This window comes from Nonomuraea sp. NPDC001699 (genome assembly GCF_053596455.1).
In genome coordinates this window covers 340,905-364,697 of the sequence record NZ_JBSFGF010000007.1, presented here as the reverse complement: position 1 = coordinate 364,697, position 23,793 = coordinate 340,905, and the positions used below count along the sequence as shown (strand labels likewise).

General features: G+C 72.1%; 21 protein-coding genes. 15 read left to right on the top strand and 6 right to left on the bottom strand.

Annotated features, from left to right (window positions below; genetic code table 11):
• Positions 1-16 precede the first annotated feature (16 nt).
• Entirely contained in the window at positions 17-1,267 is a 1,251-nt protein-coding gene (locus ACWCSU_RS23440) for an MFS transporter (protein WP_357709651.1), read from the bottom strand.
• A 72-nt stretch (positions 1,268-1,339) separates the two neighbouring features.
• Between ACWCSU_RS23440 and ACWCSU_RS23435 the strand changes: the two genes are divergently transcribed.
• The 9 genes from ACWCSU_RS23435 to ACWCSU_RS23395 all read left to right on the top strand — a co-directional run bounded on the left by ACWCSU_RS23435 (position 1,340) and on the right by ACWCSU_RS23395 (position 10,527).
• A complete protein-coding gene (locus ACWCSU_RS23435) occupies positions 1,340-1,975 on the top strand; it encodes a TetR/AcrR family transcriptional regulator (protein ID WP_364088803.1) in 636 nt (211 codons plus the stop codon).
• Between the two features lie 76 nt (positions 1,976-2,051).
• Positions 2,052-3,176, top strand: coding sequence for a zinc-binding dehydrogenase (locus ACWCSU_RS23430; RefSeq protein WP_449937427.1), 1,125 nt, complete (start codon positions 2,052-2,054; stop codon positions 3,174-3,176).
• A 30-nt stretch (positions 3,177-3,206) separates the two neighbouring features.
• Positions 3,207-4,565, top strand: a complete 1,359-nt coding sequence (locus ACWCSU_RS23425) for an ABC transporter substrate-binding protein (RefSeq protein WP_357704935.1) — start codon at positions 3,207-3,209, stop codon at positions 4,563-4,565.
• Positions 4,562-5,446, top strand: coding sequence for a carbohydrate ABC transporter permease (locus ACWCSU_RS23420; RefSeq protein ID WP_357704933.1), 885 nt, complete (start codon positions 4,562-4,564; stop codon positions 5,444-5,446). Before ACWCSU_RS23425 ends, ACWCSU_RS23420 begins: the two co-directional genes overlap by 4 nt.
• Entirely contained in the window at positions 5,440-6,258 is an 819-nt protein-coding gene (locus tag ACWCSU_RS23415) for a carbohydrate ABC transporter permease (protein WP_357704931.1), read from the top strand. The genes ACWCSU_RS23420 and ACWCSU_RS23415 overlap by 7 nt, the downstream gene beginning before the upstream one ends.
• A 7-nt stretch (positions 6,259-6,265) precedes the next feature.
• Positions 6,266-7,426: a mandelate racemase/muconate lactonizing enzyme family protein gene (locus tag ACWCSU_RS23410; RefSeq protein ID WP_357704928.1), complete on the top strand. Its 1,161-nt coding sequence runs from the start codon at positions 6,266-6,268 to the stop codon at positions 7,424-7,426.
• A gap of 14 nt (positions 7,427-7,440) precedes the next feature.
• A complete protein-coding gene (locus tag ACWCSU_RS23405; protein WP_125637421.1) occupies positions 7,441-8,106 on the top strand; it encodes a GntR family transcriptional regulator in 666 nt (221 codons plus the stop codon).
• On the top strand, positions 8,099-9,502 hold the full coding sequence (locus tag ACWCSU_RS23400) for an NAD-dependent succinate-semialdehyde dehydrogenase (RefSeq protein WP_364088446.1): 1,404 nt from the start codon (positions 8,099-8,101) through the stop codon (positions 9,500-9,502). Before ACWCSU_RS23405 ends, ACWCSU_RS23400 begins: the two co-directional genes overlap by 8 nt.
• 11 nt (positions 9,503-9,513) lie before the next feature.
• Positions 9,514-10,527 (top strand): DUF2804 domain-containing protein, encoded by a 1,014-nt coding sequence (locus ACWCSU_RS23395; RefSeq protein ID WP_364088441.1) that lies wholly within the window; start codon positions 9,514-9,516, stop codon positions 10,525-10,527.
• Positions 10,528-10,534: 7 nt separating this feature from the next.
• On the opposite strand, the gene ACWCSU_RS23390 is transcribed toward ACWCSU_RS23395, so the two are convergent.
• The 4 genes from ACWCSU_RS23390 to ACWCSU_RS23375 form a co-directional block, all read right to left on the bottom strand.
• Positions 10,535-11,017 (bottom strand): FxsA family protein, encoded by a 483-nt coding sequence (locus ACWCSU_RS23390; RefSeq protein WP_449937421.1) that lies wholly within the window; start codon positions 11,015-11,017, stop codon positions 10,535-10,537.
• 84 nt (positions 11,018-11,101) lie between these two features.
• Positions 11,102-11,848, bottom strand: coding sequence for a polyprenol monophosphomannose synthase (locus ACWCSU_RS23385; protein ID WP_357704917.1), 747 nt, complete (start codon positions 11,846-11,848; stop codon positions 11,102-11,104).
• Positions 11,845-13,569 carry an apolipoprotein N-acyltransferase gene (gene lnt / locus ACWCSU_RS23380; protein ID WP_449937419.1) on the bottom strand — a complete coding sequence of 575 codons (1,725 nt, stop codon included), beginning with the start codon at positions 13,567-13,569 and terminating at the stop codon, positions 11,845-11,847. The genes ACWCSU_RS23385 and lnt overlap by 4 nt, the downstream gene beginning before the upstream one ends.
• 528 nt (positions 13,570-14,097) lie before the next feature.
• Complete coding sequence (locus ACWCSU_RS23375; RefSeq protein ID WP_449937417.1) at positions 14,098-16,263, bottom strand: HelD family protein; 2,166 nt, start codon at positions 16,261-16,263, stop codon at positions 14,098-14,100.
• A 341-nt stretch (positions 16,264-16,604) separates the two neighbouring features.
• On the opposite strand from ACWCSU_RS23375, the gene ACWCSU_RS23370 reads away from it, so the two are divergent.
• From ACWCSU_RS23370 to ACWCSU_RS23345, 6 genes are read left to right on the top strand one after another with little or no spacing between them, the layout of a single operon-like run.
• Positions 16,605-17,801: an ROK family transcriptional regulator gene (locus tag ACWCSU_RS23370; RefSeq protein WP_449937415.1), complete on the top strand. Its 1,197-nt coding sequence runs from the start codon at positions 16,605-16,607 to the stop codon at positions 17,799-17,801.
• A gap of 60 nt (positions 17,802-17,861) precedes the next feature.
• Complete coding sequence (locus tag ACWCSU_RS23365; RefSeq protein ID WP_397041374.1) at positions 17,862-19,193, top strand: ABC transporter substrate-binding protein; 1,332 nt, start codon at positions 17,862-17,864, stop codon at positions 19,191-19,193.
• 6 nt (positions 19,194-19,199) lie between these two features.
• Entirely contained in the window at positions 19,200-20,168 is a 969-nt protein-coding gene (locus ACWCSU_RS23360) for a carbohydrate ABC transporter permease (RefSeq protein WP_449937412.1), read from the top strand.
• Positions 20,165-21,055 carry a carbohydrate ABC transporter permease gene (locus ACWCSU_RS23355; protein WP_449937409.1) on the top strand — a complete coding sequence of 297 codons (891 nt, stop codon included), beginning with the start codon at positions 20,165-20,167 and terminating at the stop codon, positions 21,053-21,055. The genes ACWCSU_RS23360 and ACWCSU_RS23355 overlap by 4 nt, the downstream gene beginning before the upstream one ends.
• Entirely contained in the window at positions 21,052-22,311 is a 1,260-nt protein-coding gene (locus ACWCSU_RS23350; protein WP_357704901.1) for a 6-phospho-beta-glucosidase, read from the top strand. The genes ACWCSU_RS23355 and ACWCSU_RS23350 overlap by 4 nt, the downstream gene beginning before the upstream one ends.
• Positions 22,311-23,285, top strand: coding sequence for an N-acetylglucosamine kinase (locus tag ACWCSU_RS23345; protein WP_449937406.1), 975 nt, complete (start codon positions 22,311-22,313; stop codon positions 23,283-23,285). Before ACWCSU_RS23350 ends, ACWCSU_RS23345 begins: the two co-directional genes overlap by 1 nt.
• Before the next feature lie 13 nt (positions 23,286-23,298).
• Here the strand turns inward: ACWCSU_RS23345 and ACWCSU_RS23340 are convergent, their stop codons facing one another.
• Positions 23,299-23,784: an Lrp/AsnC family transcriptional regulator gene (locus ACWCSU_RS23340; protein ID WP_364088427.1), complete on the bottom strand. Its 486-nt coding sequence runs from the start codon at positions 23,782-23,784 to the stop codon at positions 23,299-23,301.
• Positions 23,785-23,793 lie beyond the last annotated feature (9 nt).

Here is a 23,793-nt window from a genome sequence, read left to right as displayed (position 1 = left end):
GTCGGTTGCTGCGGATTTATCGGACACTGCGGATTCTCCAGATGAGGCAGGCGCCGAGCGCGGCGAAGGCCGCCGCGACGGCGTACATGAGCGGGTAGCCGCCCGCGGAGGTGACGAGGGGCGCGGCGATCACCGGCCCGAGGGTGCTGGAGGCGGAGTTGGCCAGGCTGACGATGCCCAGGTCCTTGCCGCGGTCGGCGTCGGCGGGCAGGAGCTGGGTGACCATGGCCTGGTCCACGGCGGCGAACATGCCGTAGCCCGCGCCGAGCAGGACGCTGGCGGCCAGCGCGGCGGGCCAGCTCGTCAGGAACGCCAGCACGAGCCCGGAGGCGGCCATCGTGAGGCCGCCGATGAAGACGGCCGGCCGGCGGTTGCCTGACCGGTCCGACAGCCAGCCCGCCAGCAGCGTGGGCACGACGCTGCTCAGCGTGAAGACCGCCACCAGCACCACGACGCCCTGCTCGACGGTGGAGCCGGGGAAGAGCGCCTCGTAGCCGACGCCGTCGCGCAGGTAGTACTGCAGGTAGCCGATGGCCATGGCGAGGGTCAGCGTGATCAGGAAGCGGCTCAGCCAGGCCCAGGCGAAGTCGGGATGCCTGCGCGGGCTGATGCGGAAGCCGCGCAGGAGTGAGCGCAGGTCGAAGGGGGGCAGGTCGGCCGGCGCGGTGACGGGCTCCCTGGTGAACAGGCTGAACGGCAGCACCAGCAGCAGGATCAGGATCGCCATGGCCACGAACCCGGCCTGCGAGCCGGTCGCCACGACGGTGACGACGACCCCGCCGAGCAGCGGCCCGGCGAGCTGGCCCACGCCGGCCAGCGCCGAGGCCTTGCCCCGCTGCTGGATCGGCACCAGGTCGGGCACGGTGGCGATGGCGGTGGCGAGCGCGGCGGTGAAGGCGAGCTGGGCGACCGCCCAGCCGACGACCAGCCCGGCCAGCGAGTCCTGGCGGGACAGGAAGACCAGGGACGCGGCGCAGACCAGCGCGCCGCCCGCGACCCAGGGGCGGCGCCGGCCCATCCGGGAGCGGGTGCGGTCGGACAGGGCGCCGAACAGCGGGTTGGCCACGATCGTGCACACGGCGGCGACGGCGAACACCACCGCCAGGGACGCCTCCTTGTGCTGGGGGTCGATGCGCGCCACGTGGGAGGGGAGCAGGATCTGGTTTCCGACGGTCATCGCCATGATGACCCCCATTTGGGCCAGTGCCAGCAGGGACATCCAGCCTGCGGTGACCCGTTTCTCAGGCGCGAGGCGCATTTCGGCCATGCATGTCCTCCGGGGGGAACGTGAGAGGATGTCACGTTAGAACATGACAGGCCGTTATGTTAAGACTTGTCCGTGGAGAACCCGGGCATCCGGCGGCGGCCGGTCCAAAGGCGCAGCATCGACAGGGTCGAACGCATCCTCGACGCCTGCGCCCGCCTGCTGGACGAGGTCGGCCTGGACGCCCTCACGATCTCCGACGTCGCCAGGAGCGCCAAGGTGCCCGCCGGCACCATCTACCAGTTCTTCGACGGCAAGCCCGGCATGCTGCGCGAGCTGGCGCTGCGCAACCTGGAGGTCCTGCTGGCCCGGCTGCGCGCCCGGGTCGCCGAGGAGCCGCCGCTGACCTGGCCGCGGGCGGCCGAGCTGGTGCTGGCCGAGACGGTGGCGATGCGCAGGAGCGTGCCGGGCTTCACCGTGGTCGACTTCGCCGACACCCGGCCGGGCGGCGCGTCGTTCCTGCCCGCCGGGAGCGTGCAGGAGAGCGGGGACGTGCTCGCCGAGCGGCTCTACCAGTTCGCGCTGGAGGAGGCGGGGCTGCCGCCGCTGCCCGATCCGTACCGGGTGATGCGGCTGGCCATCCAGTGCACGGCGGCGGTGCTGTACCTGACGTTCTCGGCGACGCAGCAGGGCGATCCGGCCATGATCGAGCAGGGACGCACGCTGCTGCGGGCCTACTTCGTGGACGTGGCCTCAGAAACATTCCGGTAACAAGGATTGACCGTTCAAAACCGGACGAACTACCGTCTTCCACATTCTATAGAAAGCAGAATGCAGGAGGCGGTGCATGGACGCGACGGCACGCGCGGCGATCGTCACCGACGTCGCGGGAGCGGTGGAGGTGCGCGAGTACGCCCTGCCGGAACCCGGCCCGGGGCAGTTCGTCCTGGAGGTGGAGCTGTGCGGCATGTGCGGCACGGACGCCCACATCTACCGGGGACGGCTGGCCAGCGTGCGGTTCCCCGCGCTGCTCGGGCACGAGATCGTCGGCCGGCTGGCGGCGCTCGGCGACGGCGTCGGGACCGACCACGCCGGCCGGCCGGTGACCGTCGGCGACCGGGTCGGCGTCTTCCCGTCGCTGAGCTGCGGCCGGTGCTTCGAGTGCCAGGTACGCCGCAGGCCGGGGAACTGCCCGGACCGGCGGCCGTCCTACGGGTTCGCCTCCCCCGCCGACCGGCCGCCGTACCTGACCGGCGGTTTCGCCACCCACCTGTACGCCTCCAACGCGGGAACGGTGTTCTACCGGACCGACCTGCCCGCCGAGGTCGCCGTGCTGCAGGAGCCGCTGTCGGTGGCCCTGCACGGCGTGGAACGTTCCGCGATCCGGATCGGCTCCACCGTCGTGGTCCAGGGCGTCGGCGCGATCGGCCTGATGGCCGTGGTCGCCGCCCGCGCCGCCGGGGCGGCCAGGGTGGTCGCCGTCGGCGCGCCCGGCGCCCGCCTGGAACTGGCCGCGCTGCTCGGCGCGGACGCCGTCGTCGGCCTCGGCGAGGAACCCGCCGCGCGCCGCCGGGCGGTCTTCGACGCGCTGGGACGCGAGGGCGCCGACGCCGTCATCGGCACGGCGGGCTCGCCCGAGGCGTTCACCGAGGCGCTCGGTCTGGTCGCCGACGGCGGCGTACTGGCCGAGCTGGGCAACTTCACCGACCGCGGCGCCGTCCCCTTCAACCCGTACAGCGACCTGCTGAAGCGGGACCTCACGATCGCCGGCGTCTACGGCGCCGGCCCCGACATGCAGCGCCGCTACCACCAGGCGCTGACGATCCTGGAACGCGGCGGCAGCCCCTTCGAGCGCGTGGTCAGCCACCGCGTGCCGCTCGGCCGGGTCCGCGAGGCGCTCGAAGCCCTGGGCTCGGGCCACCCGCTGGACGGCCGGGACGTCGTCAAGCTCGCCGTCGCCCCCTCCGCCTGAAATCCCCCATTCCCCTCCGGGAGGACACAAGTGTTGAACAACACCCGGCTCGTCACGGCCGCGGCCGTGCTCGCGCTCAGCGTCGCCGCCTGCGGCTCGCCGTCGGAGGAGGTCGCGGCCGACGGCGGCGGCCTCGGCACGGCGCAGGCCCCGGTGTCGATCCGCGTGATCGCCAACGACGCGTTCGCCAAGCAGTGGCAGGACAAGCTCGTGCCGGAGTTCACCAAGAAGTACCCCAACATCAAGGTCACCGTCGACGGCGCGCCCTACAACGACCAGCTCCCCAAGACGATGCTGGAGCTGACCGGCACCACCGCCACCTACGACGTGGTGCTCGCCGACGACCCCTGGCTGCCGCAGCTCGCCAAGACCGGCGCCCTGTACGACCTCAAGGGCCCCGAGCTGGCCAAGTGGAACGATCCCGGCTACGACTGGGCCGACTTCAACGCCTCGCCGCTGGCCGCCGGGGAGTGGGAGGGCAAGCAGTACGCCGTGCCCGTGCGCTCGAACCTGCTGCTGATGTTCTACAACAAGGCGCTGTACAAGAAGGCCGGGGTGGCCGAGCCGACCGCGCAGACGACCTGGGAGCAGTACTTCAAGGACGCCCCCAAGCTCGTCCAGGACACCGACGGCGACGGCAAGACCGACTCCTGGGCCGTGGGCACGTACTTCACCAAGGACCCGCTCACCCCCACGGTGTGGCAGACCGTGCTCAACTCCGACGGCGGCAAGATCCTCGACGGGACGAAGGTCGCCTTCGGCACCCCCGCCGGCGTCAAGGCCCTGCAGACGCAGGTGGACCTGCTCAAGTACGCGCCGCCCGGCGCCAGCACGTACCAGTTCAACGAGCCGCTGGAGGCCTTCCGGCAGGGCAAGACGGCCACCATGTTCATGTGGGGCAGCGTCTTCAAGGGCACCGCCGTGGACAAGGAGACCACCACCCTGACCCCCGAGCAGGTGGGCATCACCACCCTGCCCGCCGGGTCGGCCGCCCCCGGCGCCCACCGCGGCATCTGGACGGCGGGCATCTCCAAGAAGTCCACGCACCCGGCCGCCGCCTGGACGTGGCTGCAGTGGGTGACCTCCAAGGAGGGCGAGCAGTTCACCGGCAAGGCGTTCGGCACCTTCCCCGCCCGCAACTCCAGCCTCGACGGCACGCCGCCGGCGGAGTGGGCCGGCCCGGTCTACAAGGCGCTCAAGGACGGCTACGACGTCGTCTCCAAGGGTGAGATGTGGCGGCCCAGGCTGCCCGAGTCCGACGCCGTGCAGCAGATCCTGGCGCTGCAGACCAGCCGGGCCATGTCCGGTCAGGCCACCGCGCAGCAGGCGATCGACCAGGCCGCCAAGGAGGTCACCGACCTGCTGAAGTCCAAGGGCTACAACCAGTGAGGCGTGCCCGACTGGGAGAGCCGGGCACGGCCTGGCTCTTCCTCGCCCCCGCCCTGCTCCTGCTGGCGGGCATGCTGCTCTACCCGGTCCTGTACACGGCCTGGGTCAGCGTGTCCGACTTCGACCTGGCCTCCTTCCAGCCGTCCGGATGGGTCGGCTGGCGCAACTACGAGGCCGTGCTGCACGATCCGGGCTTCCTGGACTCGCTCAAGGTCACCGGGGTCTACCTGGTGATCGCGCTGCCGCTGCAGATGGTGCTCGGGTTCGCCATCGCGTTCCTGCTCAACGTCGCCTGGCGGGGGCGGGGCGTGCTGCGCGCCCTGTTCCTCATCCCGATGGTGGTGGCCCCGGTGGTCGCCGGCGGCGTGTGGCGGATGTTGCTCGACCCGCTGTGGGGCGTGGTCAACTACACCCTCGGCCTGGTCGGCGTCGGGCCGGTGGAGTGGATCGGCGACCCGACGCTGGCCATGGTCAGCCTGATCGTCATCGACACCTGGCGGTGGACGCCGTTCGTGGTGCTCATCGCCTCGGCCGGGATCATGGCCCTGCCCGGCGACGTGTACGAGGCCGCCAGGTCCGACGGCGCCGGCCGCTGGGCGATCCTGCGGCGCATCACGCTGCCGCTGCTGGTGCCGGTGATGGCCGCCGCGTTCGTGGTGCGCTGGCTGGGCGCGGTCAAGATGTTCGACATCGCGCTGGCGGCCACCAGGGGCGGGCCGGGCAACTCGACCAACGTCATCAACCTCTACATCTACGAGAAGGGGTTCCGGAGCCTGGAGTTCGGCTCGGCCTCCTCGATGGCGACGATCGTGCTGGTCCTGACCATGCTGATCACCTTTGTCCTGTTCCGCGTGACCCGGCGTCTGGAGAACCGATGGTGAGACGGTACGCGGCCGTCACCGGGGCCGTCCTGGTGACGCTGGCCTTCCTGTTCCCCGTGCTCTACATGGTCTCGATCTCCTTCAAGCTGCCCAGGGACATCTTCACGGTGCCGCCGCGGTGGCTGAGCGAGTTCACCCTCGACAACTACGTCAGCTACTTCCAGCAGGCGCGCATCCTGCCCCGAATGATCAACACGGTCATCGTGGCGGCGGGCGCCTCGGCCATCTCCATGGTCGCCGGCTCGATGGCCGGGTACGCGCTGTCGCGGCTGCGGATGCGCGGCGCGGGCGTGGTGGGCGGCCTCATCCTGGCCTCCCGCGCGGTGCCGCCGATCGCGCTGGTGGTGCCGCTGTTCCTGGTGGCCAGGAAGCTCGGGCTGACCGACCAGTACATCACCGTGATCCTGGCGTACGTGACCTTCCTGGTGCCGTACGTGGTGTGGCTGATGCGGGCCTTCTTCCGCGGGCTGCCCAAGGAGCTGGAGGAGGCGGCGATGATCGACGGCTGCTCGCGCTTCGGCGCGTTCTTCCGCATCATCGTGCCGACGAGCCTGACCGGGCTGGTCTCGACGTTGATCTTCTGCATCATCCTGGCCTGGGAGGAGCTGCTGTTCGCGCTGATCCTCACCAACGACCGGGCGGTCACCATCCCCGTCGCCATCGCCGGGATCGCGGCCGACACCGAGAAGGGCGGGATGTGGGGGCCGCTGGCCGCGGTCGGCGTGCTGACCGTGCTGCCCGTGGTGGTCTTCGCGCTGCTGGTGCAGAAGTACCTGATCAAGGGTCTCGCGGACGGCGCGACCAAGGGGTGAGGAGCCGATGAGGATCACAGACGTCCGCGCGCGGGTCATCGAACTGCCCTACCCCAGGCCGTTCGTGCCGTCGTGGGCCCCGGAGGGCGCGCACCGGGCGATGTCGGCGGTCATCGTCGAGGTCGAGACCGACGAGGGCATCGTCGGCGTGTCCGGCGGCGACATGGGGCACGGCACCGGGCCGATGCTGCTGGAGGCGATCCACGGCTGGATCCGCCCGCAGCTCGTCGGCCTGGACGCCTTCGACACCACGCACGTCGCCAACCGGCTGCGGTACGTGGCCGAGTACGTCTTCCCCCGGCCGTGGGTCGTCGGCGTCGCCGTGTGGGACGCCGTCGGCAAGGCCTGCGGGCAGCCGCTGTACAAGCTCTGGGGCGGACACTCGGGAGCTGTCCGCGCGTACGCGAGCTTCGGCGAGCTCCGCGACCCGGCCCAGCGGGCCGAGGACGCCCTGGCCGCCGTCGAGCGGGGCTTTCAGGGGATCAAGCTGAGGGTGCACGCGGCCACCGTCGCCGAGGACGTGCGGCAGGTCGCCGCCGTGCGCGAGGCGGTCGGCCCCGACGTCGCGATCATGGTGGACGCCAACCAGGCGGCCGCCCGGTGGCGCTACGCCCCCGACGGCACCCGTCTCATCTGGGACTTCGAGCGCGCCCTCACCACGGCCAGGGAACTGGCTGGACTCGGTGTGGCGTGGCTGGAGGAGCCGCTGCCCCGGCACGACTACCGCGCCCTGTGCGAGCTGACGGCGGCCTCGCCGATCCCGATCGCGGGCTGCGAGCACAACCGGGGCATCGGCCAGCTCGTGCGCATGCTGGAGGATGGTTGCTTCGACATCTTTCAGCCCGACGCGAACGAGAGCGAGGAGATCGGCGCACTGCGCGACTTCGGCGCCATGGCCGCCGCCCGGCAGCGCAAGGTCATCCCGCACGCCTGGGCCACCGGGCTGGGCGTGGCGGGCAACCTGCAACTTTGCGCCTCCCTGCCGAACTGCGACTGGCTGGAGTACCCCTACGATCCGCCGGTGATCGTCCCGGAGGTGTTCCACGCCATGCTGACCGAACCGCTGCTGCCCGACTCCCGCGGTCTCGTCGCCGTTCCGACGGGGCCCGGAATCGGTGTAGAGCTGGACCACGCGGCGATCGAGCCGCTCACCGTCCAGCGGGTCTGAAGGGCTCCTCAACCATGGCCGAATCGCGTTCCCCCTTCCGCACCAAGGCGGATCTGGCGGCGGAGCACATCAAACATCTGATCATGAGCGGCGAGGCGCCTCCCGGCACGAAGATCACCACCCGGGTGGTGGCCGAGGCCGTGGGCATCAGCGAGACGCCCGTGCGCGAGGCGATCAAGCAGCTGTGCTCGGAGGACTGGCTGGTCGAGCGGCCGCACGTCGGCGCCGTGGTCGCCGAGCTCACGGTGGCCAACGTGCGCGAGCTCTACAGCGTCCGGGCCGCGCTCACCGCGCTGGCGCTGGAGCTGGGCGGCGTGCCGCTGGAGGGCGCGCGGCTGGCCGAGGTCGACGCGGTGCTCGCCGAGTGCGAGACCGCCGTCGCCCGCGAGGACGTCGCCGCCTTCGCCCGCCTCAACCGGCGCTTCCACTCCCTGCTGTGCGACACCGAGCACAGCAAGCTCACCCACCGCATGCTGCAGAGCCTGTGGTCCCGTACGGAGACCGCCCAGCGCGGCTTCCGCCTGGTGCCCTGGCGGCTGCCCAAGTCGCACGCCGAGCACATCGCCATCAGGAACGCCCTGGTGGCGGGCGACATCCCGCTGGCGGGCAAGCTGCAGCACGCACATGAGATGGCCGCCATGAAGGCGCTCATCGAAGGAATCCAGGAGACACATGGCTGACATCCGCAAGGCTCTCGTCGGAGCCGCATGGCAGGAGGCCGACCAGACCTTCACCGTCCGCTCGCCCGCCACCGGCGAGCCGCTGGCGCAGGTCGCCGACTGCGGTCCCGAGCTGGCCACGCAGGCGATCGACGCCGCCGCGGCCGCGCTGCCCGGGTGGCGGGCCATGCCCGCGCACGAGCGCGCCGACCTCATGCGGGCCGCCGCGCGCGAGCTGACCGAGCGGGCCGATCAGATCGCCGCGATCATGACGGCCGAGCAGGGCAAGCCGCTCGCCGAGGCGACCGGCGAGGTGCTCTCGGGCGCCGACCACCTGCTGTGGGCCGCCGAGGAGACCCGCCGTCTGTACGGCGAGACCGTGCCCGGCGCGCACGAGGGCAACCGCATCTGGCTGCTGCCCGAGCCGGTCGGCGTGGTGGCCGGCATCACCCCGTGGAACTTCCCGGTCTCGATGATCACCCGCAAGCTCGGCCCGGCGCTGGCCGCCGGGTGCACGGTCGTGCTCAAGCCGGCCGAGCAGACGCCGCTCTCCGCGATCGCGGTGGCCGAGGCGTTCGTCGCGGCCGGGCTGCCGCCGGGCGTGTTCAACCTGGTCACCACGTCCCGCCCGGCCGGGTTCGGCCAGGCCGTGATGGGCGACCCGCGGGTGCGCAAGGTGTCCTTCACCGGCTCCACCGAGGTCGGCCGCGAGCTGATCAGGCAGAGCGCCCACGACGTCAAGCGGCTCAGCGTCGAGCTGGGCGGGCACGCGCCCGTGCTGGTCTTCCCCGACGCCGACCCGGTCGCCGCCGCCCGCGCGGTGGCCCGCAGCAAGTTCCTCAACGCCGGGCAGGCCTGCACCTCGCCCAACCGCATCTTCGTCCACTCCTCGCTGGCCGCCGACTTCACCGCCGAGCTGGTACGCCAGGCGCGGGCGGCCGAGCTGGGCCCGCTCATCGACGAGGCGGCCGTGGCCAAGGTCGCCAGGCACGTCGAGGACGCCGTCGCCCGCGGCGCGGCCGTCCTGACCGGCGGGAGCCGTCCCGAGGGGGCGGGCACCTACTACCCGGCGACCGTGCTGGGCGGGGTGAGCGAGGACATGCTGGTCTGCCGCGAGGAGACGTTCGGGCCGGTCGCGCCGGTGCTGGAGTTCGACGACTGCGACAAGGTCGTCGAACGCGCCAACGCCACCCCGTACGGGCTGACCGCGTACGTATGGACCAACGACCTGACCAGGACCCTGCGGGTGGCCGAGGAGCTGCAGTTCGGCATGGTCACCGTGAACGGCGGCCCGCTGGCGCCGCCGCAGGCGCCCTTCGGCGGCATCAAGAGCAGCGGCTACGGACGCGAGGGCGGCCACCACGGGGTGGCCGACTACCTGGAGTACAAGTACCTCAGCGTGGGGCTGGGACGATGACGGAGAGCACGATGAAGACGAGCCCGCGCGCGGTCGCCGAGCGCGAGATCACCCGCCGGGTCGACCTGTGCCTGCCCGACGGCCGGCTCAACCCGGCCGCGGTCGGCTGGAGCCGCACCCCGCTCCACCGCGCCAACATCCGCGGCTGGGGCCGCACCATGCGCTGGGACTACTGGTGCGTCACCAGCCCCGGGCACGTGTTCGCCTTCAGCGCCAGCAGCCTCGACTACCTGGCCGGCGAGTCGGCGTTCTTCCTCGACCGGCGCACCGGCGAGCAGGTCTCCAGCCGGGGGCTGCTCGTCCCGGCCAGGGGCGTGTCCTTCTCCGAGCGCGGCGGCGAGGGCAGCGTGCGCATCGGCGCCGGGCCGGTGCGCATCAGCGTCGACGAGACCGCCGACGGCACCCGGCTGCGGCTGAAGTCCGCCGAGATCACCGCCGACGTGCTCGTGCGGCGGGTTCCGGGCCGCGAGAGCCTGTCGGTCGTGGTGCCCTGGAGCCGTCGCCGCTTCCAGTACACGGTCAAGGACGTCGGCCGGCCCGCCGAGGGCACCGTCCGCGTCAACGGGGTGACCCACGAGTTCGACCCCGCCGACGCCCTCGCCACGCTCGACCTCGGGCGCGGGCGCTGGCCCGGCGACATCCGCTGGAACTGGGGTGCCGCCGCCGGACGGCCCGGCGGCCGCGACGTCGCCCTGCAGATCGGCGGCAAGTGGACCGACGGCACCGGCAGCGTGGAGAACGGCCTCATCCTCGACGGCCGCCTGCACAAGATCAGCGAGGAGCTGGTCTGGCGGTACGACACCTCCGACTGGCGCGCGCCCTGGCACATCGTCGGCGACCGCGTCGACCTGGAGTTCGTGCCCGAGCACGTGCGCGAGGCCGACGTGCGGCGCGCGTTCTACATGCGCAGCCAGGAGGCCCAGGCGTTCGGCCACTACCGCGGCACGGTCGTCGCCGACGACGGCGAGAGCGTGACGGTCGACGGCCTGTACGGCTGGGCCGAGGAGGTCTACCGGCGCTGGTAGCGCAGGGTCAGGCGTCCTGGTCGTCGCGGATGACCTCGCCGTGCACGACCCTGCCGCCCTGCGGAGCCCGGTCCACGCCGGGCGACGACGGGAACAGGTTCGCGTACGGCGAGGCCGCCGCCATCCGCTTGACCCGCCGGTCGAAGAACCACGACGACAGCCGCCGCATCAGTGGCCGGGTGAACGGCAGCACGAAGACGAAGCCGACGAGGTCGGTGAAGAAGCCCGGAATCATCAGCAGCACGCCGCCGGCCAGCACCAGGCCGCCGTCGGCCAGCTCGCGCTCGGGCACCCGGCCCTCCGACAGGGCCGCCTGCAGCCGCCGCCAGGCCCGGCGGCCCTCGCGGCGCACCAGCCAGGCGCCCAGCAGGGTACCGGCGACGAGCAGGCCCACGGTCGGCCAGCCGCCGATCATCGATCCGACCTGGATCAGCAGCCAGACCTCCAGCACCGGGACGCCCAGCAAGGCCAGGAACAGCAGCAGCCGCATCGTTTCCTCGATTCCGCGCACACGTACATCAGGAACAACGTCCGGCGGGCCGCCCGCGTTCCTGGACGCGGATCCCGGTGCCGGTCAGCCGCGCGTGCGGCGCAGGCGGCGGGGCAGGCCGGTGACGCCCCACATGCCGATGCGCCACAACGCCTCGGACATGACCTTGCCGTTCATCTTGCTCTTGCCGACCGTGCGCTCGACGAACGTGATCGGCACCTCCACCACCCGCAGCCCGTGCCTGGACGTGCGGAGCGTGAGGTCGACCTGGAAGCAGTAGCCCTGCGACTCGACCCCGGACAGACCCACCTTCTCCAGCGTGGAGGCCCGGTAGGCGCGGAATCCGGCGGTGGCGTCACGCACCGGCAGGCCGAGCATCACGCGGGTGTAGACGTTGGCGCCCTTGGACAGCAGCTCGCGCCGGTGCGGCCAGTTGACCACCTTGCCGCCGGGCACGTAGCGGGAGCCGATCGCCAGGTCGGCGCCGTCTGCCAGCGCCTGCAGCAGCTTGGGCAGCTCCTCGGGCTGGTGGGAGCCGTCGGCGTCCATCTCGACCAGCACGTCGTAGCCCTCGCCCAGCCCCCAGCGGAACCCGGCGATGTAGGCCGCGCCCAGCCCCTGCTTGCCCGGCCGGTGGAGCACGTGGACGTGCTCGTCGGCCTCGGCCAGGCCGTCGGCGACCTCGCCGGTGCCGTCGGGGCTGTTGTCGTCGGCCACCAGCACGTGGGCGTCCGGCAGGGCGGCGCGGACGCGCTCGACGATCGCGGGCAGGTTGTCGCGCTCGTTGTAGGTCGGGACGACGACGAGCACCCGGCCGAGAGTCTCCATCATGAGCCGTTCCCCATTCGGTCGCCTCGCCTGCCGCGCAGTGCGGCGACTCCGACAGCCACCGCTCCCATCAACATCAATGCCCATTCAGGAAGCTCGCCCACCTTTGTGGCGATCGTTTCCTGGGTGCGTACGGGCACCGTGACCACGTTCATGTCGGGGACAAGTTCACGGGTCTGCCAGGAGACTTTACCGTCAGGCGTGACATATGCGGAGATCCCAGTCGTGGCGGCGGTCACGACGGCCCTGTTGTGCTCGACGGCGCGCAGCTTGGACATCGCGAGCTGCTGCGGCGGCAGGTTGGACAGCGCGTAGCTGGCGTTGTTGGTCTGCACCACCAGCGGGGTGCCGCCGGCGCGCACGGTGCCGCGCACGGTGTCGTCGTAGGCGACCTCGTAGCAGTTGACCGCGCCGATCGTGACCGGGCCGAGCTTCAGGTCGCCCGGCTTCGTGCCCGCGACCGACTGCCTGCCGACCAGGTTGGCCCGCTCCCACAGCGCCAGCACGATCTCCTTGAACGGCGTGTATTCCCCGAACGGCACCAGGTGCTGCTTGTCGTAGTAGGCGCCGGGACCGGTCACCGGGTCCCACACCAGGCTGCGCGTGGCCCGGTTCTCGTCGCCGATGGCCACGACGGCGCCGACCAGGGTGGGGACGCCGACGTACCTGACCGACTCGTCGATGACCTGGCGGGCGAAGGCGCTGGTGTAGGGGTCGATGTCGGTGGAGTTCTCGGGCAGGACGACGAGGTCGGGCCTGGGCAGGGTGCCGGCGCGCACGGCGTCGGCCAGGCGCTTGGTCTGCCCGGCGTGGTTGCGCAGGACGACGGCCGGCTCGTCGCCGAGCGGGTGCATGCCGCGCCCCGGGACGTTGCCCTGCACGATGCCCACGTTGATCGAGCGGCCCTCGTCGCCCGGCCTCGGCAGGACGAGCGTGAGCAGCGGCACGGCCAGCGCCAGGGCCACCGGGACGGCCCTGCGCAGGGCGGCCGCGGGGCGCACCAGGACGGCGTGGGCCAGCAGCGCGCCGCACAGGGCGACGGCGAAGGACACCAGCGGCGCGCCGCCCAGCGCGGCGTAGGAGGTGAACAGGGACTCGCCCTGGCTGAAGGCCACCCGCGCCCACGGGAAGCCGCCGACGGGCACCAGGCTGCGGGCCCACTCCATCATCACCCACAGCGCGCCGAACCACAGCGGCCACAGGCGCAGCCGGAACACCAGCGCCGCCAGGGCGGCCATGACGGCGTAGAACACGCTCTCGGTGGCCACCAGCATGACCCAGACGTCGTCGCCGATCGTGCGCACCCAGGCGAGGGTGGGGAACAGGAACACGGCGGCGCCCAGGTAGCCCAGCCACGCGGCCCGGCGGGGACGGGCGCGGTGGAGGGCGGCGACGATCAGGCCGATGCCGACGGGGGCGCACAGCCACCAGTCGAGCGGCGGGAAGGCGGTGTAGAGCAGCAGCCCGCCGGCGACCACGGCCACGACCCGCGCGGCCAGGACCCACCGGCTCTCGCCCTTGGCGGGCACGCCCTTGCCCGCGGAGGGGCCGGTGTCAGCGCCCCCTTCCGGCGCGGTGCTCTCGGGAGCGGCGCCCTCCGGCGCGGTGTTCTCCGGCGCGGTGTCGTTCAGGGCGGTGTCTTCCGGAGCGGTGTCGGAGGCGTTCGCCTCGGGAGCCGGTTCGCGCCCGGGGACGGGCGGAAGGCTCGTCTTGTCCTGAACCACGCCGGGTCTCCTCGCAAAATCGCACGCCTGCTTGCGAAAACGCTACCGCCCCGGGGCCGCGCTCAAGCCAGCGGCGCACACCGAGATCGAAAACAGCCGCTCGCAGGCGGTCGGGCGGCCGGCTGGGTGATCCCGTTCGGGACGGGATCACCCGGCGCGATCCGCGATCCAGCGCACGAGAGCGGGAAGAGGGCCCGGAAACCCTTCGGACCGGACCCGTCTCGTCGGCGGCGAGCGCGGAATTCCGTTGTCTACTGGGCTCCCGGACCCGTCCCGGGTCCAACCCCCCAACCGGTCGGGGTGCCCCGACTCGACGGACCGACGGCCCTGCACCTGGCTGTGTGGACGAAGTCACGCTCCGTCACGGACGCAGGATCCGACGATGTCAGAGACGGCCAACCGGCCAAGTCCCGTGCTGGACTGCGCAGCAAACTACCGACTCCACCTCAGATGTCAACCGTGTCCCGATCAGCGGGAACATCAAGTTTCCGCAGGTGGGGCATGTTCGGCCTGCCATCCTAAAGCGGGTCAAAGCCCATTTGCCGACGTCGAGGGCCTGCCCGGCAGCCCCGACAGAGCCTCCGACAGCGGGCCTTCGTGGACGACGCCCAGCCGCTGCGTGGACCGGGTCAGAGCGACGTACAGGTCGCTCGGGCCGCGTGGCGACTGGGCGGCGATGAGGTCCGGCTCGGCCACGATCACCGAGTCGAACTCCAGGCCCTTGGCGTCGGCCACGCCCATCACCGCCAGGGGCGCGTCCAGGGCGGCCGCACCGGCGGCGCGTCCGGCGCCGGGCGTGACCACCGCGGCGCCGTCCACGGCCGCCACCAGCCGCGCGCCGATGGTGTCCAGCAGCGCGTCGGGCACGACCACGGCGACCTTGCCGCCCTGCTCGACCTCCGCCCCGGCCAGCCCGTCCAGCGCGGCCAGCGGTGCCGTCCACGGCCGCGCGCCGAGCTCGCGCACGGACGCCGGCGCCTCCAGGGCGGGGTCGATGGTGGCCAGCACCCGTGCGGCCACCTCCATGAGCTCCACGGGCGTGCGGTAGTTGACCGTCAGCCGCTCCTGACGCCAGCGCCCGGCCACGTACGGGTCCAGCACCTGCGCCCACGACCGCGCCCCCGCCGCCGAGCCGGTCTGGGCGATGTCGCCGACGATCGTCATCGACCGCGTCGGGCAGCGCCGCATGACCGCCCGCCACGCCATCGGCGACAGCTCCTGGGCCTCGTCCACGATCACGTGCCCGTAGGCCCAGGTGCGGTCGGCGGCGGCGCGTTCGGCGGTGGTGAGGTAGGGGCCGTCGCCGCGCTGGCGCTCGGCCAGGCGCTCGGCCTCCATGACGTCGGACAGGCCGGTCAGCTCCAGCACCTCGCGGGCGTAGGCCAGCTCGGCCTCGCGCTGGTGCTCCTCGGCCTGGCGGGCCGCGGCCAGCTCCTCCTCGGCCTGCATCGCCGAGGCGCGCAGCACGTGCTCGTCGATGTCGCCGAGCAGTTCGGCGGCCTCGTCCAGGAGCGGGACGTCGGCGTCGGTCCACTCGGCCGACTCGCGGCGCAGCAACGCCCTCTCCGCGGGGCTGAGGACGCCCCCCGCCGCCTCCAGCCGGTCGGGCGACCCGTACAGGCCGAGCAGCAGCCGCTGGGGCGTCAGGTACGGCCACAGCCGGTTCAGGGCCGCCTTGACCACCGGCTCGGTGCGCAGTTCCTCGCGCAGGTCGGCCAGCTCGTCGTCGTCGACGAGCCCCTTGCCGATCTTGCGGGCCTGCTGCCTGGCCAGCGCGTTCAGCAGCGATCTGACGAACACCGCGCGCGCCTGGTTGTGCGGGCGACGCGAGCGCACGGCCTTGTTCCTGGCGGCGTCGAGCATGTTGCGGTCGACAGTGAGCGTCAGCCGGCCCACCGTCAGCTCGATGGGCTTGCGCGGCACCTTCTGCCGGTCGCGCACCGCGCGCTCGATCACCCCGGCCATCCGCGCGTCGCCCTTGACCGCGGCCACCTCCGGACGGTCGCGCCGGGTGGCGGTCACGCCCGGGTACAGCTCCCCCACGGTGGACAGCAGCACGTCGGTCTCGCCGAGCGAGGGCAGGACCTGCTCGATGTAGCGCAGGAAGGTGAGGTTGGGGCCGAGGATGAGCACGCCTCGGCGCTCCAGCCGCTCCCTGTGGGTGTAGAGCAGGTAGGCGGCCCGGTGGAGGGCCACCACGGTCTTGCCCGTGCCGGGGCCGCCCTGCACGACCAGGACGCCGTTGAGGTCGCCGCGGATGACGCGGTCCTGCTCGGCCTGGATGGTGGCGACGATGTCGCGCATGCGGCCGGTGCGGCGCTCGTCGAGGGCGGCCAGCAGCGCGGCCTCGCCGTTGAGGGTGGCGCGGTCGTCGTCGGTGAGCGCGTCGAGGTCGAGCAGGTCGTCGTCGACGCCGATGACGCTGCGTTCCCTGGTCTGCAGGTGACGGCGTCTGGTCAGGCCCATGGGCGCGGCGGGGGTGGCGCGGTAGAACGGCTGCGCGACCGGCGCCCGCCAGTCGATGAGCAGGCGGCGCTGCTCGTCGTCGGTGAGGCCGAGCTTGCCGATGTAGAGGCGCCCCTCGTCGACGTGGTCGAGCCGGCCGAAAACCAGGCCGCGCTCCACCGCCCAGAGCCGGGCCAGGCGGCCGGCGTACATGTCGGCGAAGGAGTCGCGCTCGGATCTGTTCTGCATCGTGCCGACGGCACCCGTGGCCAGCACCTCCTTGAGCCGGCGCTGGGTGCGCTCGCGCAGCTCGTCGAGGCGGTCGTAGAGACCGGTGACGTACGACTGCTCCTTGGCGAGCTCCGTTTGACGAGTTGCCGCCTGACCATTATTGTGGTTAATGGGACACTCCGGGCCATTCTGCTTGTTGTTGCGACAAACGATGACATTAGCACGCCTGTCGAGGCACTCCCATCTTCCCTTCCCCTTCCCGGGTCACGGCTTGGTTTCGCCCTCTTGACCAGCACGGGAGAACTCCCTATGTTCCGGAGTTAGGAAAGTTTCCTAACTTCGACGAAGGAGTCCACCTGATGACCGGTCCGGTTCCGGGAACGCCCAGCCTGCTGCGCGCGATCAACGACCGCGCGGCCCTGCGGGCGCTTCTTGAGCGCGGGTCGCTGACCCGTCCGGAGCTGGGCGCCCTGACGGGCCTGTCCAAGCCCACCGCCTCCCAGCTCCTGTCGCGCCTGCAGGAGGCCGGGCTGGTCGTGCTGGACGGCATCAGGGAGGGCCTGCCGGGCCGTACCGCCGAGGTCTACCGGATCAACCCGGCGGCCGCCTACGTGGGCGCGCTCGACGTCACCCCCGACCGCATCGAGGCCCGCGTCGCCGACATCACCGGCACGGTCGTGGGCTCGTACACGCTGCCGACGCCCCGGCGGCCGGGCGGCGAGCTGGTCGACCGCCTGGGTGCGGCGCTGTCCGGCGCGAACCCGCCGGACAAGCTGCGCCGGGTCGTGATCGGCGTGCAGGCGGCGATCGACCCGGCCACCGGCCGGCTCGGCTACGCCGCCGCCAAGGACGTGCCCGGCTGGCAGATCGACGACCTGGTGCCCACCCTCAGCGCGGGTCTCGGCGTGGCCGTGGACGTGGAGAACAACGTCAACCTCGTGGCCCTGGCCGAGCAGGCGCACGGCGCGGCGCGCGGGCATTCCGACTTCGTGCTGCTGTGGGCCGACGAGGGCATCGGCTCGGCCATCGTGCTCGGCGGGCGCATGCACAGGGGCGCGACCGGCGGCGCGGGCGAGGTCGGCTACATGCCGACGCCGGGCGCGCCGACGGCCCGCGAGGCCGGCCGCTACGCCAACCACGGCTACCAGGCGCTGACCGGCGGCCCGGCCGTGCTGCGGCTGCTGCGCTCCTACGGCGTGCACGGCACCGACTTCCGCCAGGCCATCGCCAAGGCGGTCCGCGTGGCGGAGGGCTCGGGGCAGAAGGCCGACGACGCCAAGGCGGGGCTGCGTGACATCGCCGCCCGCCTGGCGGTGGGCCTGGCGGCCATCACGTCCGTCATCGATCCCGGGCTGATCGTGCTGACCGGCGGCGTCGTGCTGTCGGGCGGCGAGACGCTGCGCGAGCTGGTCGAGCACGAGCTGCACGCGCTGACCATCCCGCGCCCGGTCGTGCGGCTGTCGCACGTGGAGGGCAACCCGGTGCTGGCCGGCGCGCTCGACCTGGCCCTGGACACCGTGCGCGACGAGGTCTTCAGCTCGACCGTCCCTTCGTGAGCCATCTCTTCCCGTTCCACCCTCACTTCATGATCCCCCCAGCGGCAGGAGGCACCCCCCGTGCGCTTCGTCCCCCTGGCGGCCGTCGCGATCCTCGCGCTCACCGCCTGCACCGCCGGCAGGGAGGCCGGGCCCTCGCTCGGCTCCCAGCCCAGGCCCTCGGGTTCGGCCTCCGCGGCCCTCCCGGCGGCCACGATCCAGCTCTGGCACGGATTCTCCACCGACGCCGAGGTCAAGGCGTTCGAGGAGGCCATCGCCGGGTTCCAGGCCAAGTTCCCGCAGATCACCGTCAAGGCCACCAAGGGCGTCCAGGACGACCAGATCACGCAGGCCATCCGGGGCGGCAACGCGCCGGACGTGGCGGCCTCGTTCACGACGGACAACGTCGCCCAATGGTGCAGGTCGGGATCGTTCCAGGACCTCACCCCGGTGATCAAGCAGGACGGCATCGACCTGTCGGTGCTGCCCGAGGTGGCACGTTCCTACACGGGCTTCGGCGGCCGGCAGTGCACGCTGCCGCTGCTGGCCGACGCGTACGGCCTCTACTACAACAAGGCCCTGATGAAGGGCAACCAGCCCCCCAGGACGCTGACCGAGCTGGCCGACCTGGCCAAGAAGCTGACCGTCCGGGACGCGAACGGCGACATCAAGGTGGCCGGGTTCGTCCCCAGCACGCAGTACTACGAGAACAGCCCCAGCCATCTGGCCCCCATGGTCGGCGCCACCTGGTACAACGCCGACGGCACCTCGGCCATCGGCACCGACCCGGCCTGGAAGGCCCTGCTGCGCTGGCAGAAGGACCTCATCGACTGGTACGGCTACGACAAGCTGGAGAAGTTCCGCAAGAGCCTGGGCGACGAGTGGAGCGCCGACCACCCGTTCTACAAGGGCAAGATCGCCATGGTCCTGGACGGCGAGTGGCGCAACGCCATGATCGCCAACGACGCCAAGAAGCTCGACTACGCCACCGCTCCCCTGCCGGTCGCCGACGACAAGCCCGACCTGTACGGCAGCGGCTTCACCGCCGGCACCGTCATCGGCGTCCCCAAGGGCGCCAAGAACCCCCAGCAGGCGTGGGAGCTGGTCAAGTACCTGACCACCGACACCAGCTCGCTGGTGACGCTCTCCAACGCCCTGCGCAACGTGCCCACGACCAAGGCCGCGATGGAATCGCCCGACCTGGCCAAGGACGCGAACTTCGCCACCTTCCTCGACGTCTTCGCCCACCCCAAGACCTCGACGCTGCCGCCGAGCGTCAACAGCGTCTTCAACCAGGAGGCGCTGGCGACCTTCGTCGTCAAGTGGGAGAAGGGCGCGGTCACCGACCTGGACGCCGGGCTCAAGGGCGTGGACAAGCAGATCGACGACAAGCTGAAGCTGTCCGGGGGCTGATCGGCGATGGTCTCCTCCCCCCGCGCCGCCCCCCATGCCGCCCCCCACGCCGCGCCGTCGAGGTGGCGGCGCGGCGAGGGCCTGCGCGCCCTGCTGTGGCTGTCGCCGTGGATCGCCGGAGTGTCCATCTTCTTCGTCTATCCACTGCTGTCCACGGTGTACTTCTCCTTCTACCGCTACGACATGACCAGCACGCCGGAGTTCATCGGGCTGGACAACTACGCGTACCTGCTGCACGACCCGCGGGTGGCGATGTCGGCGAAGAACACGCTGTGGCTGGTGGCGATCATGGTGCCGGCCACCGTGCTGTTCTCCCTGGCCCTGGCCCAGCTCGTGGTCAGGCTCAAGGCCGGGGTCGGCGTCCTGCGGACGATCTTCTACCTGCCGTCGCTGGTCCCGCTGGCGGCCGGGACGATCACGTTCGTCTTCCTGATGAACCCGGCCACCGGGCCGTGGAACAAGTTCCTGGCCCTGTTCGGGATCCACGGCCCCGACTGGTTCGGCGACCCGGCCTGGTCCAAGCCGAGCCTGACGCTGCTGTCGCTGTGGAGCTGCGGCCAGCTCGCCGTGATCTTCATGGCGGCGCTGCTGGACGTCCCCAGGCACCTGTACGAGGCCGCCGCCATCGACGGCGCCGGGGCCTGGCGGCAGTTCCGCAGCGTGACGCTGCCGACGATCGCGCCGGTGCTGATGTTCGCCCTGGTCACCAACGTCATCTACGCCCTGCAGTACTTCACTCAGGCGATGATCGCCTCCCGGGTGGCCTCGGGCGCGACCGACTCCCCCGGCTCGACCTTCACCCCCGGCTACCCGGACGAGTCGCTGCTGACCCTGCCGCAGTGGCTCTTCCAGTCCGGCTTCCGCGACTGGACGATGGGCTACGCGTGCGTGCTGGCGCTGCTGCTGTTCGCCACGTCCATGATCTTCACGTTGATCCTGCTGCGGCAGTTCCGCCGGGCCGAGGAGGCGATATGAGCGCGACCATGACCGCCCCCGCCCCGCCCGCGGCGCCCGCGCGGCGGCAGGGGGCCAGGGCCCGGCGGCGGCGCACGCTGGTGTGGATCGCCACGCACGCGGTGGCGATCGTGCTGGCCCTGATGTTCCTGGCGCCGGTGGTGTTCCTGACGCTGACCGCGCTGATGACCGACGAGCAGGCGCTGACCGGCGACCTGTGGCCGCGCACGTGGAACTTCGACAACTTCGTGGTGGTGTTCGAGAAGTCGAAGCTGCTGCGCTGGGGGATCAACACGCTGCTGTACGCCGGCCTCGGCACGGTGTTCACGCTGCTGTCCTCCGTCCCGGTGGCCTACGCCCTGGCCCGCTTCCGCTTCCGGGGGCGGCGGGCGGCCTTCCTCCTGGTGATCACCGCGATGATGCTGCCGCCGCAGGTCATCGCGGTGCCGATCTACCTGGTGTGGGCCCGGCTGGGGCTGACCGACAGCCTGTGGCCGCTGATCCTGCCGATGTTGTTCGGCGACGCGTTCTCGATCTTCCTGCTCCGCCAGTTCCTGATCACGATCCCGCGCGAGTACATCGACGCGGCGAAGGTGGACGGGTGCTCGGACTTCAGGACGCTGGTCCGGGTGATCCTGCCGATGGCCCGGCCGGCCGTGGCCGCCGTCGCCCTGTTCCAGTTCTTCTACTGCTGGAACGACTACTACGGGCCGCTGCTGTACGCCGGCGTCGAGCAGGAGGGCTGGACGCTCTCGCTCGGCCTGGCCACGTTCAAGGCGTTCCACAGCGTCCAGTGGAACCTCACCATGGCCGCCACCCTGCTGGTGACCGCGCCGGTGATCATCGTGTTCTTCTTCGCCCAGAGAGTGTTCATCGAGGGCGTGACCTTGACAGGAGTGAAGGGTTGAAACTCGCCGTGGTCGGGGGCGGCTCGACGTACACGCCGGAGCTGATCGACGGGTTCGCGCGGCTGCGTGACGAGCTGCCCGTGACGGAGATCGCCCTCATCGATCCGGATCCGTCCCGTCTTGAGCTGGTGTCGGGGATGTCGCGGCGCATGCTGGCGCACGCCGGGCATCCGGCGCGCGTGCTGGCCACCTCCTCGGTGGCCGAGGGGGTCGCGGGGGCCCAGGTCGTGCTGTTCCAGCTCCGGGTGGGCGGGCAGGCGGCCAGGAACGTGGACGAGACGCTGCCGCTGGAGTGCGGCTGCGTGGGCCAGGAGACGACCGGCGCGGGCGGCCTGGCCAAGGCGCTGCGCACGGTCCCGGTCGTGCTGGAGCTGGCCGAGACCGTACGCCGGGAGGCCCCCGACGCCTGGATCATCGACTTCACCAACCCGGTCGGCATCGTCACCAGGGCGCTGCTGGACGCCGGCCACCGGGCCATCGGCCTGTGCAACGTCGCCATCGGGTTCCAGCGCCGCTTCGCCGCCGGACTGGGCGTCGACCCCGGCCGCCTCTCGCTCGGCCACGTCGGGCTGAACCACCTGAGCTGGGAGCGTTCGGTCCATCTCGACGGCCGGGACGTGCTGCCCGAGATCATCGACCGGGCCGGCGAGGAGATCGCCGAGGCGCTCGGGCTGCGGGTGGAGCTGATCCGGCGGCTGGGCGTCATCCCGTCCTACTACCTGCGCTACTTCTACGCCCACGACGCGGTGGTGCGCGAGCAGCGCGCCAAGCCGTCGCGGGCGGCCGAGGTGGCGGCGATGGAGACGCGGCTGCTGGAGATGTACGGCGACCCGTCGGTGGTGACCAAGCCGGAGCTGCTGGACCAGCGGGGCGGCGCGTTCTACTCGGAGTCGGCGGTGGCGCTGATCGCCTCGCTGCTCGGCGACCGGGGCGACGCCCAGGTCGTCAACGTGCGCAACCAGGGCACCCTGCCCTTCCTGGACGACGACGCGGTCATCGAGGTGCCCGCCGCGATCACCGCGTCCGGCGCCGCGCCGCTGCCGGTGCCGCCCGTCGAGCCCCTGTACGCGGGGCTGATCGCGCACGTGTCGGCGTACGAGACCCTGGCCCTTGACGCGGCCCGCCGGGGCGGCGCCGACCGCGTGCGCGACGCCCTGCTGGCGCACCCGCTGATCGGCCAGGACGACGCCGCCGAGCAGCTGACCGGCCTGCTGCTGGAGGCCAACCGGGAGCACCTGCCCTGGACGGTGGGCTAGTGGCCCGCCCGCGCCTGCTCCTGGCCGTCGACGGCGGCAACAGCAAGACCGACGTGGCAGTGGTCGCGGACGACGGCGAGGTGGTCGCGACCGGCCGCGCGGGCCCCTTCGAGCCGCAGAGCGCGGGCGTGGCGGCGGCCGTGGACGTGGTGGCCGAGGCGGCGGCCCGCTGCGGCCTGCCGGTCACGGCGTTCGACCACGTCTCGGCCTGCCTGGCCGGGGCCGACTTCCCGGTGGAGGAGGAGGCGCTGGCCGCCGAGTTCACCGCCCGCGGGTTCGGCGACGTGGTGGTGCGCAACGACACCTTCGCGCTGCTGCGGGCCGGCACGTCGGCCCCGTGGGGGGTGGCGGTGGTGTGCGGCGCGGGCATCAACGCGATCGGCGTCTCCCCCACCGGGCAGGTCGCCCGCTTCCCCTCGCTCGGCCGCATCAGCGGCGACTGGGGCGGCGGCCAGGGCGTGGCCGAGGACGCGCTGTGGCACGCCGTGCGCGCCGAGGACGGCCGTGGCGCGCCGACGGCCCTGACGGACCTGGTCACGTCCCACTTCGGCACCGCGACCGTCGAGGAGCTGGTGCTCGGCCTGCACTTCGGACGGGTGGACGAGGGACGGCTGCACGAGCTGGCCCCCGGCGTGCTGGCCCTCGCCGCGGCCGGGGACGCGCTCGCCCGGTCGCTGGTCGAACGGCAGGCCGAGGAGGTCACCGTGATGGCGGAGGTGTGCCTGCGACGGCTCGGCCTGCTGGAGACGCCGGTCGAGGTGGTGCTCGGCGGCGGCCTGCTCACGGCCCGGGACCCGCTGCTGACGCCGCTGCTGGAGTCGGGGTTCGCGGCCAGGGCGCCGCAGGCCAAGCTCGTGGTGGCGGACCTGCCGCCGGTGGCGGGGGCGGCGCTGCTGGGGCTGGAGCACCTGGGCGCCCCGGAGCCCGCGCTGAGACGCCTGCGCGCCCACTTCGAGCTCCCGGTCACCCGCTGAGGCGGCGGACGGGTCAGGCGGAGGCGTTCTGGTCGGGCTCGGCCGGCGTGACGTCGGAGGCGACGACGGGGGCGCGGTGCTCGTAGGGCGTGCTCAGGACCACGGTGGTGCGGGTGGAGACGTTGGCCGAGGCGCGGATCTGCTGCAGCAGGTCCTCCAGCGCCACCGGGGAGGCCACGCGCACCTTGAGGATGTAGCTCTCGTCGCCGGCGACGCTGTGGCAGGCCTCGATGGCGCTCAGGTGGGCCAGCCGCTCGGGGGCGTCGTCCGGCGCGGCGGGGTCGATCGGCTTGATCGAGACGAACGCGGTCAGCGACAGCCCGATCGCGTCGTGGTCGATGACGGCGGCGTAGCCGCGGACGACCCCGCGCTTCTCCAGGCGGCGTACGCGCTGGTGGACCGCGGAGACGGAGAGCCCGGTCTCCCTGGCCAGGTCGGTGAAACTCATGCGGCCGTCGTGGGCGAGCAGCGTGACGATCCGGCGGTCGATCTCCTCCATCGGTCAAAG

What these genes read in the sequence shown, in the direction of transcription:
- ACWCSU_RS23385 (WP_357704917.1), bottom strand. Translation starts at nt 11,848, where the DNA reads ATGATGGAGACTCTCGGCCGGGTGCTCGTCGTCGTCCCGACCTACAAC.
- ACWCSU_RS23405 (WP_125637421.1), top strand. Translation starts at nt 7,441, where the DNA reads ATGGCCGAATCGCGTTCCCCCTTCCGCACCAAGGCGGATCTGGCGGCG.
- ACWCSU_RS23360 (WP_449937412.1), top strand. Translation starts at nt 19,200, where the DNA reads ATGGTCTCCTCCCCCCGCGCCGCCCCCCATGCCGCCCCCCACGCCGCG.
- ACWCSU_RS23340 (WP_364088427.1), bottom strand. Translation starts at nt 23,784, where the DNA reads ATGGAGGAGATCGACCGCCGGATCGTCACGCTGCTCGCCCACGACGGC.
- ACWCSU_RS23395 (WP_364088441.1), top strand. Translation starts at nt 9,514, where the DNA reads ATGAAGACGAGCCCGCGCGCGGTCGCCGAGCGCGAGATCACCCGCCGG.
- ACWCSU_RS23410 (WP_357704928.1), top strand. Translation starts at nt 6,266, where the DNA reads ATGAGGATCACAGACGTCCGCGCGCGGGTCATCGAACTGCCCTACCCC.
- ACWCSU_RS23375 (WP_449937417.1), bottom strand. Translation starts at nt 16,263, where the DNA reads ATGCAGAACAGATCCGAGCGCGACTCCTTCGCCGACATGTACGCCGGC.
- ACWCSU_RS23370 (WP_449937415.1), top strand. Translation starts at nt 16,605, where the DNA reads ATGACCGGTCCGGTTCCGGGAACGCCCAGCCTGCTGCGCGCGATCAAC.
- ACWCSU_RS23390 (WP_449937421.1), bottom strand. Translation starts at nt 11,017, where the DNA reads ATGCGGCTGCTGCTGTTCCTGGCCTTGCTGGGCGTCCCGGTGCTGGAG.
- ACWCSU_RS23400 (WP_364088446.1), top strand. Translation starts at nt 8,099, where the DNA reads ATGGCTGACATCCGCAAGGCTCTCGTCGGAGCCGCATGGCAGGAGGCC.
- ACWCSU_RS23430 (WP_449937427.1), top strand. Translation starts at nt 2,052, where the DNA reads ATGGACGCGACGGCACGCGCGGCGATCGTCACCGACGTCGCGGGAGCG.
- ACWCSU_RS23415 (WP_357704931.1), top strand. Translation starts at nt 5,440, where the DNA reads ATGGTGAGACGGTACGCGGCCGTCACCGGGGCCGTCCTGGTGACGCTG.
- ACWCSU_RS23355 (WP_449937409.1), top strand. Translation starts at nt 20,165, where the DNA reads ATGAGCGCGACCATGACCGCCCCCGCCCCGCCCGCGGCGCCCGCGCGG.
- ACWCSU_RS23440 (WP_357709651.1), bottom strand. Translation starts at nt 1,267, where the DNA reads ATGGCCGAAATGCGCCTCGCGCCTGAGAAACGGGTCACCGCAGGCTGG.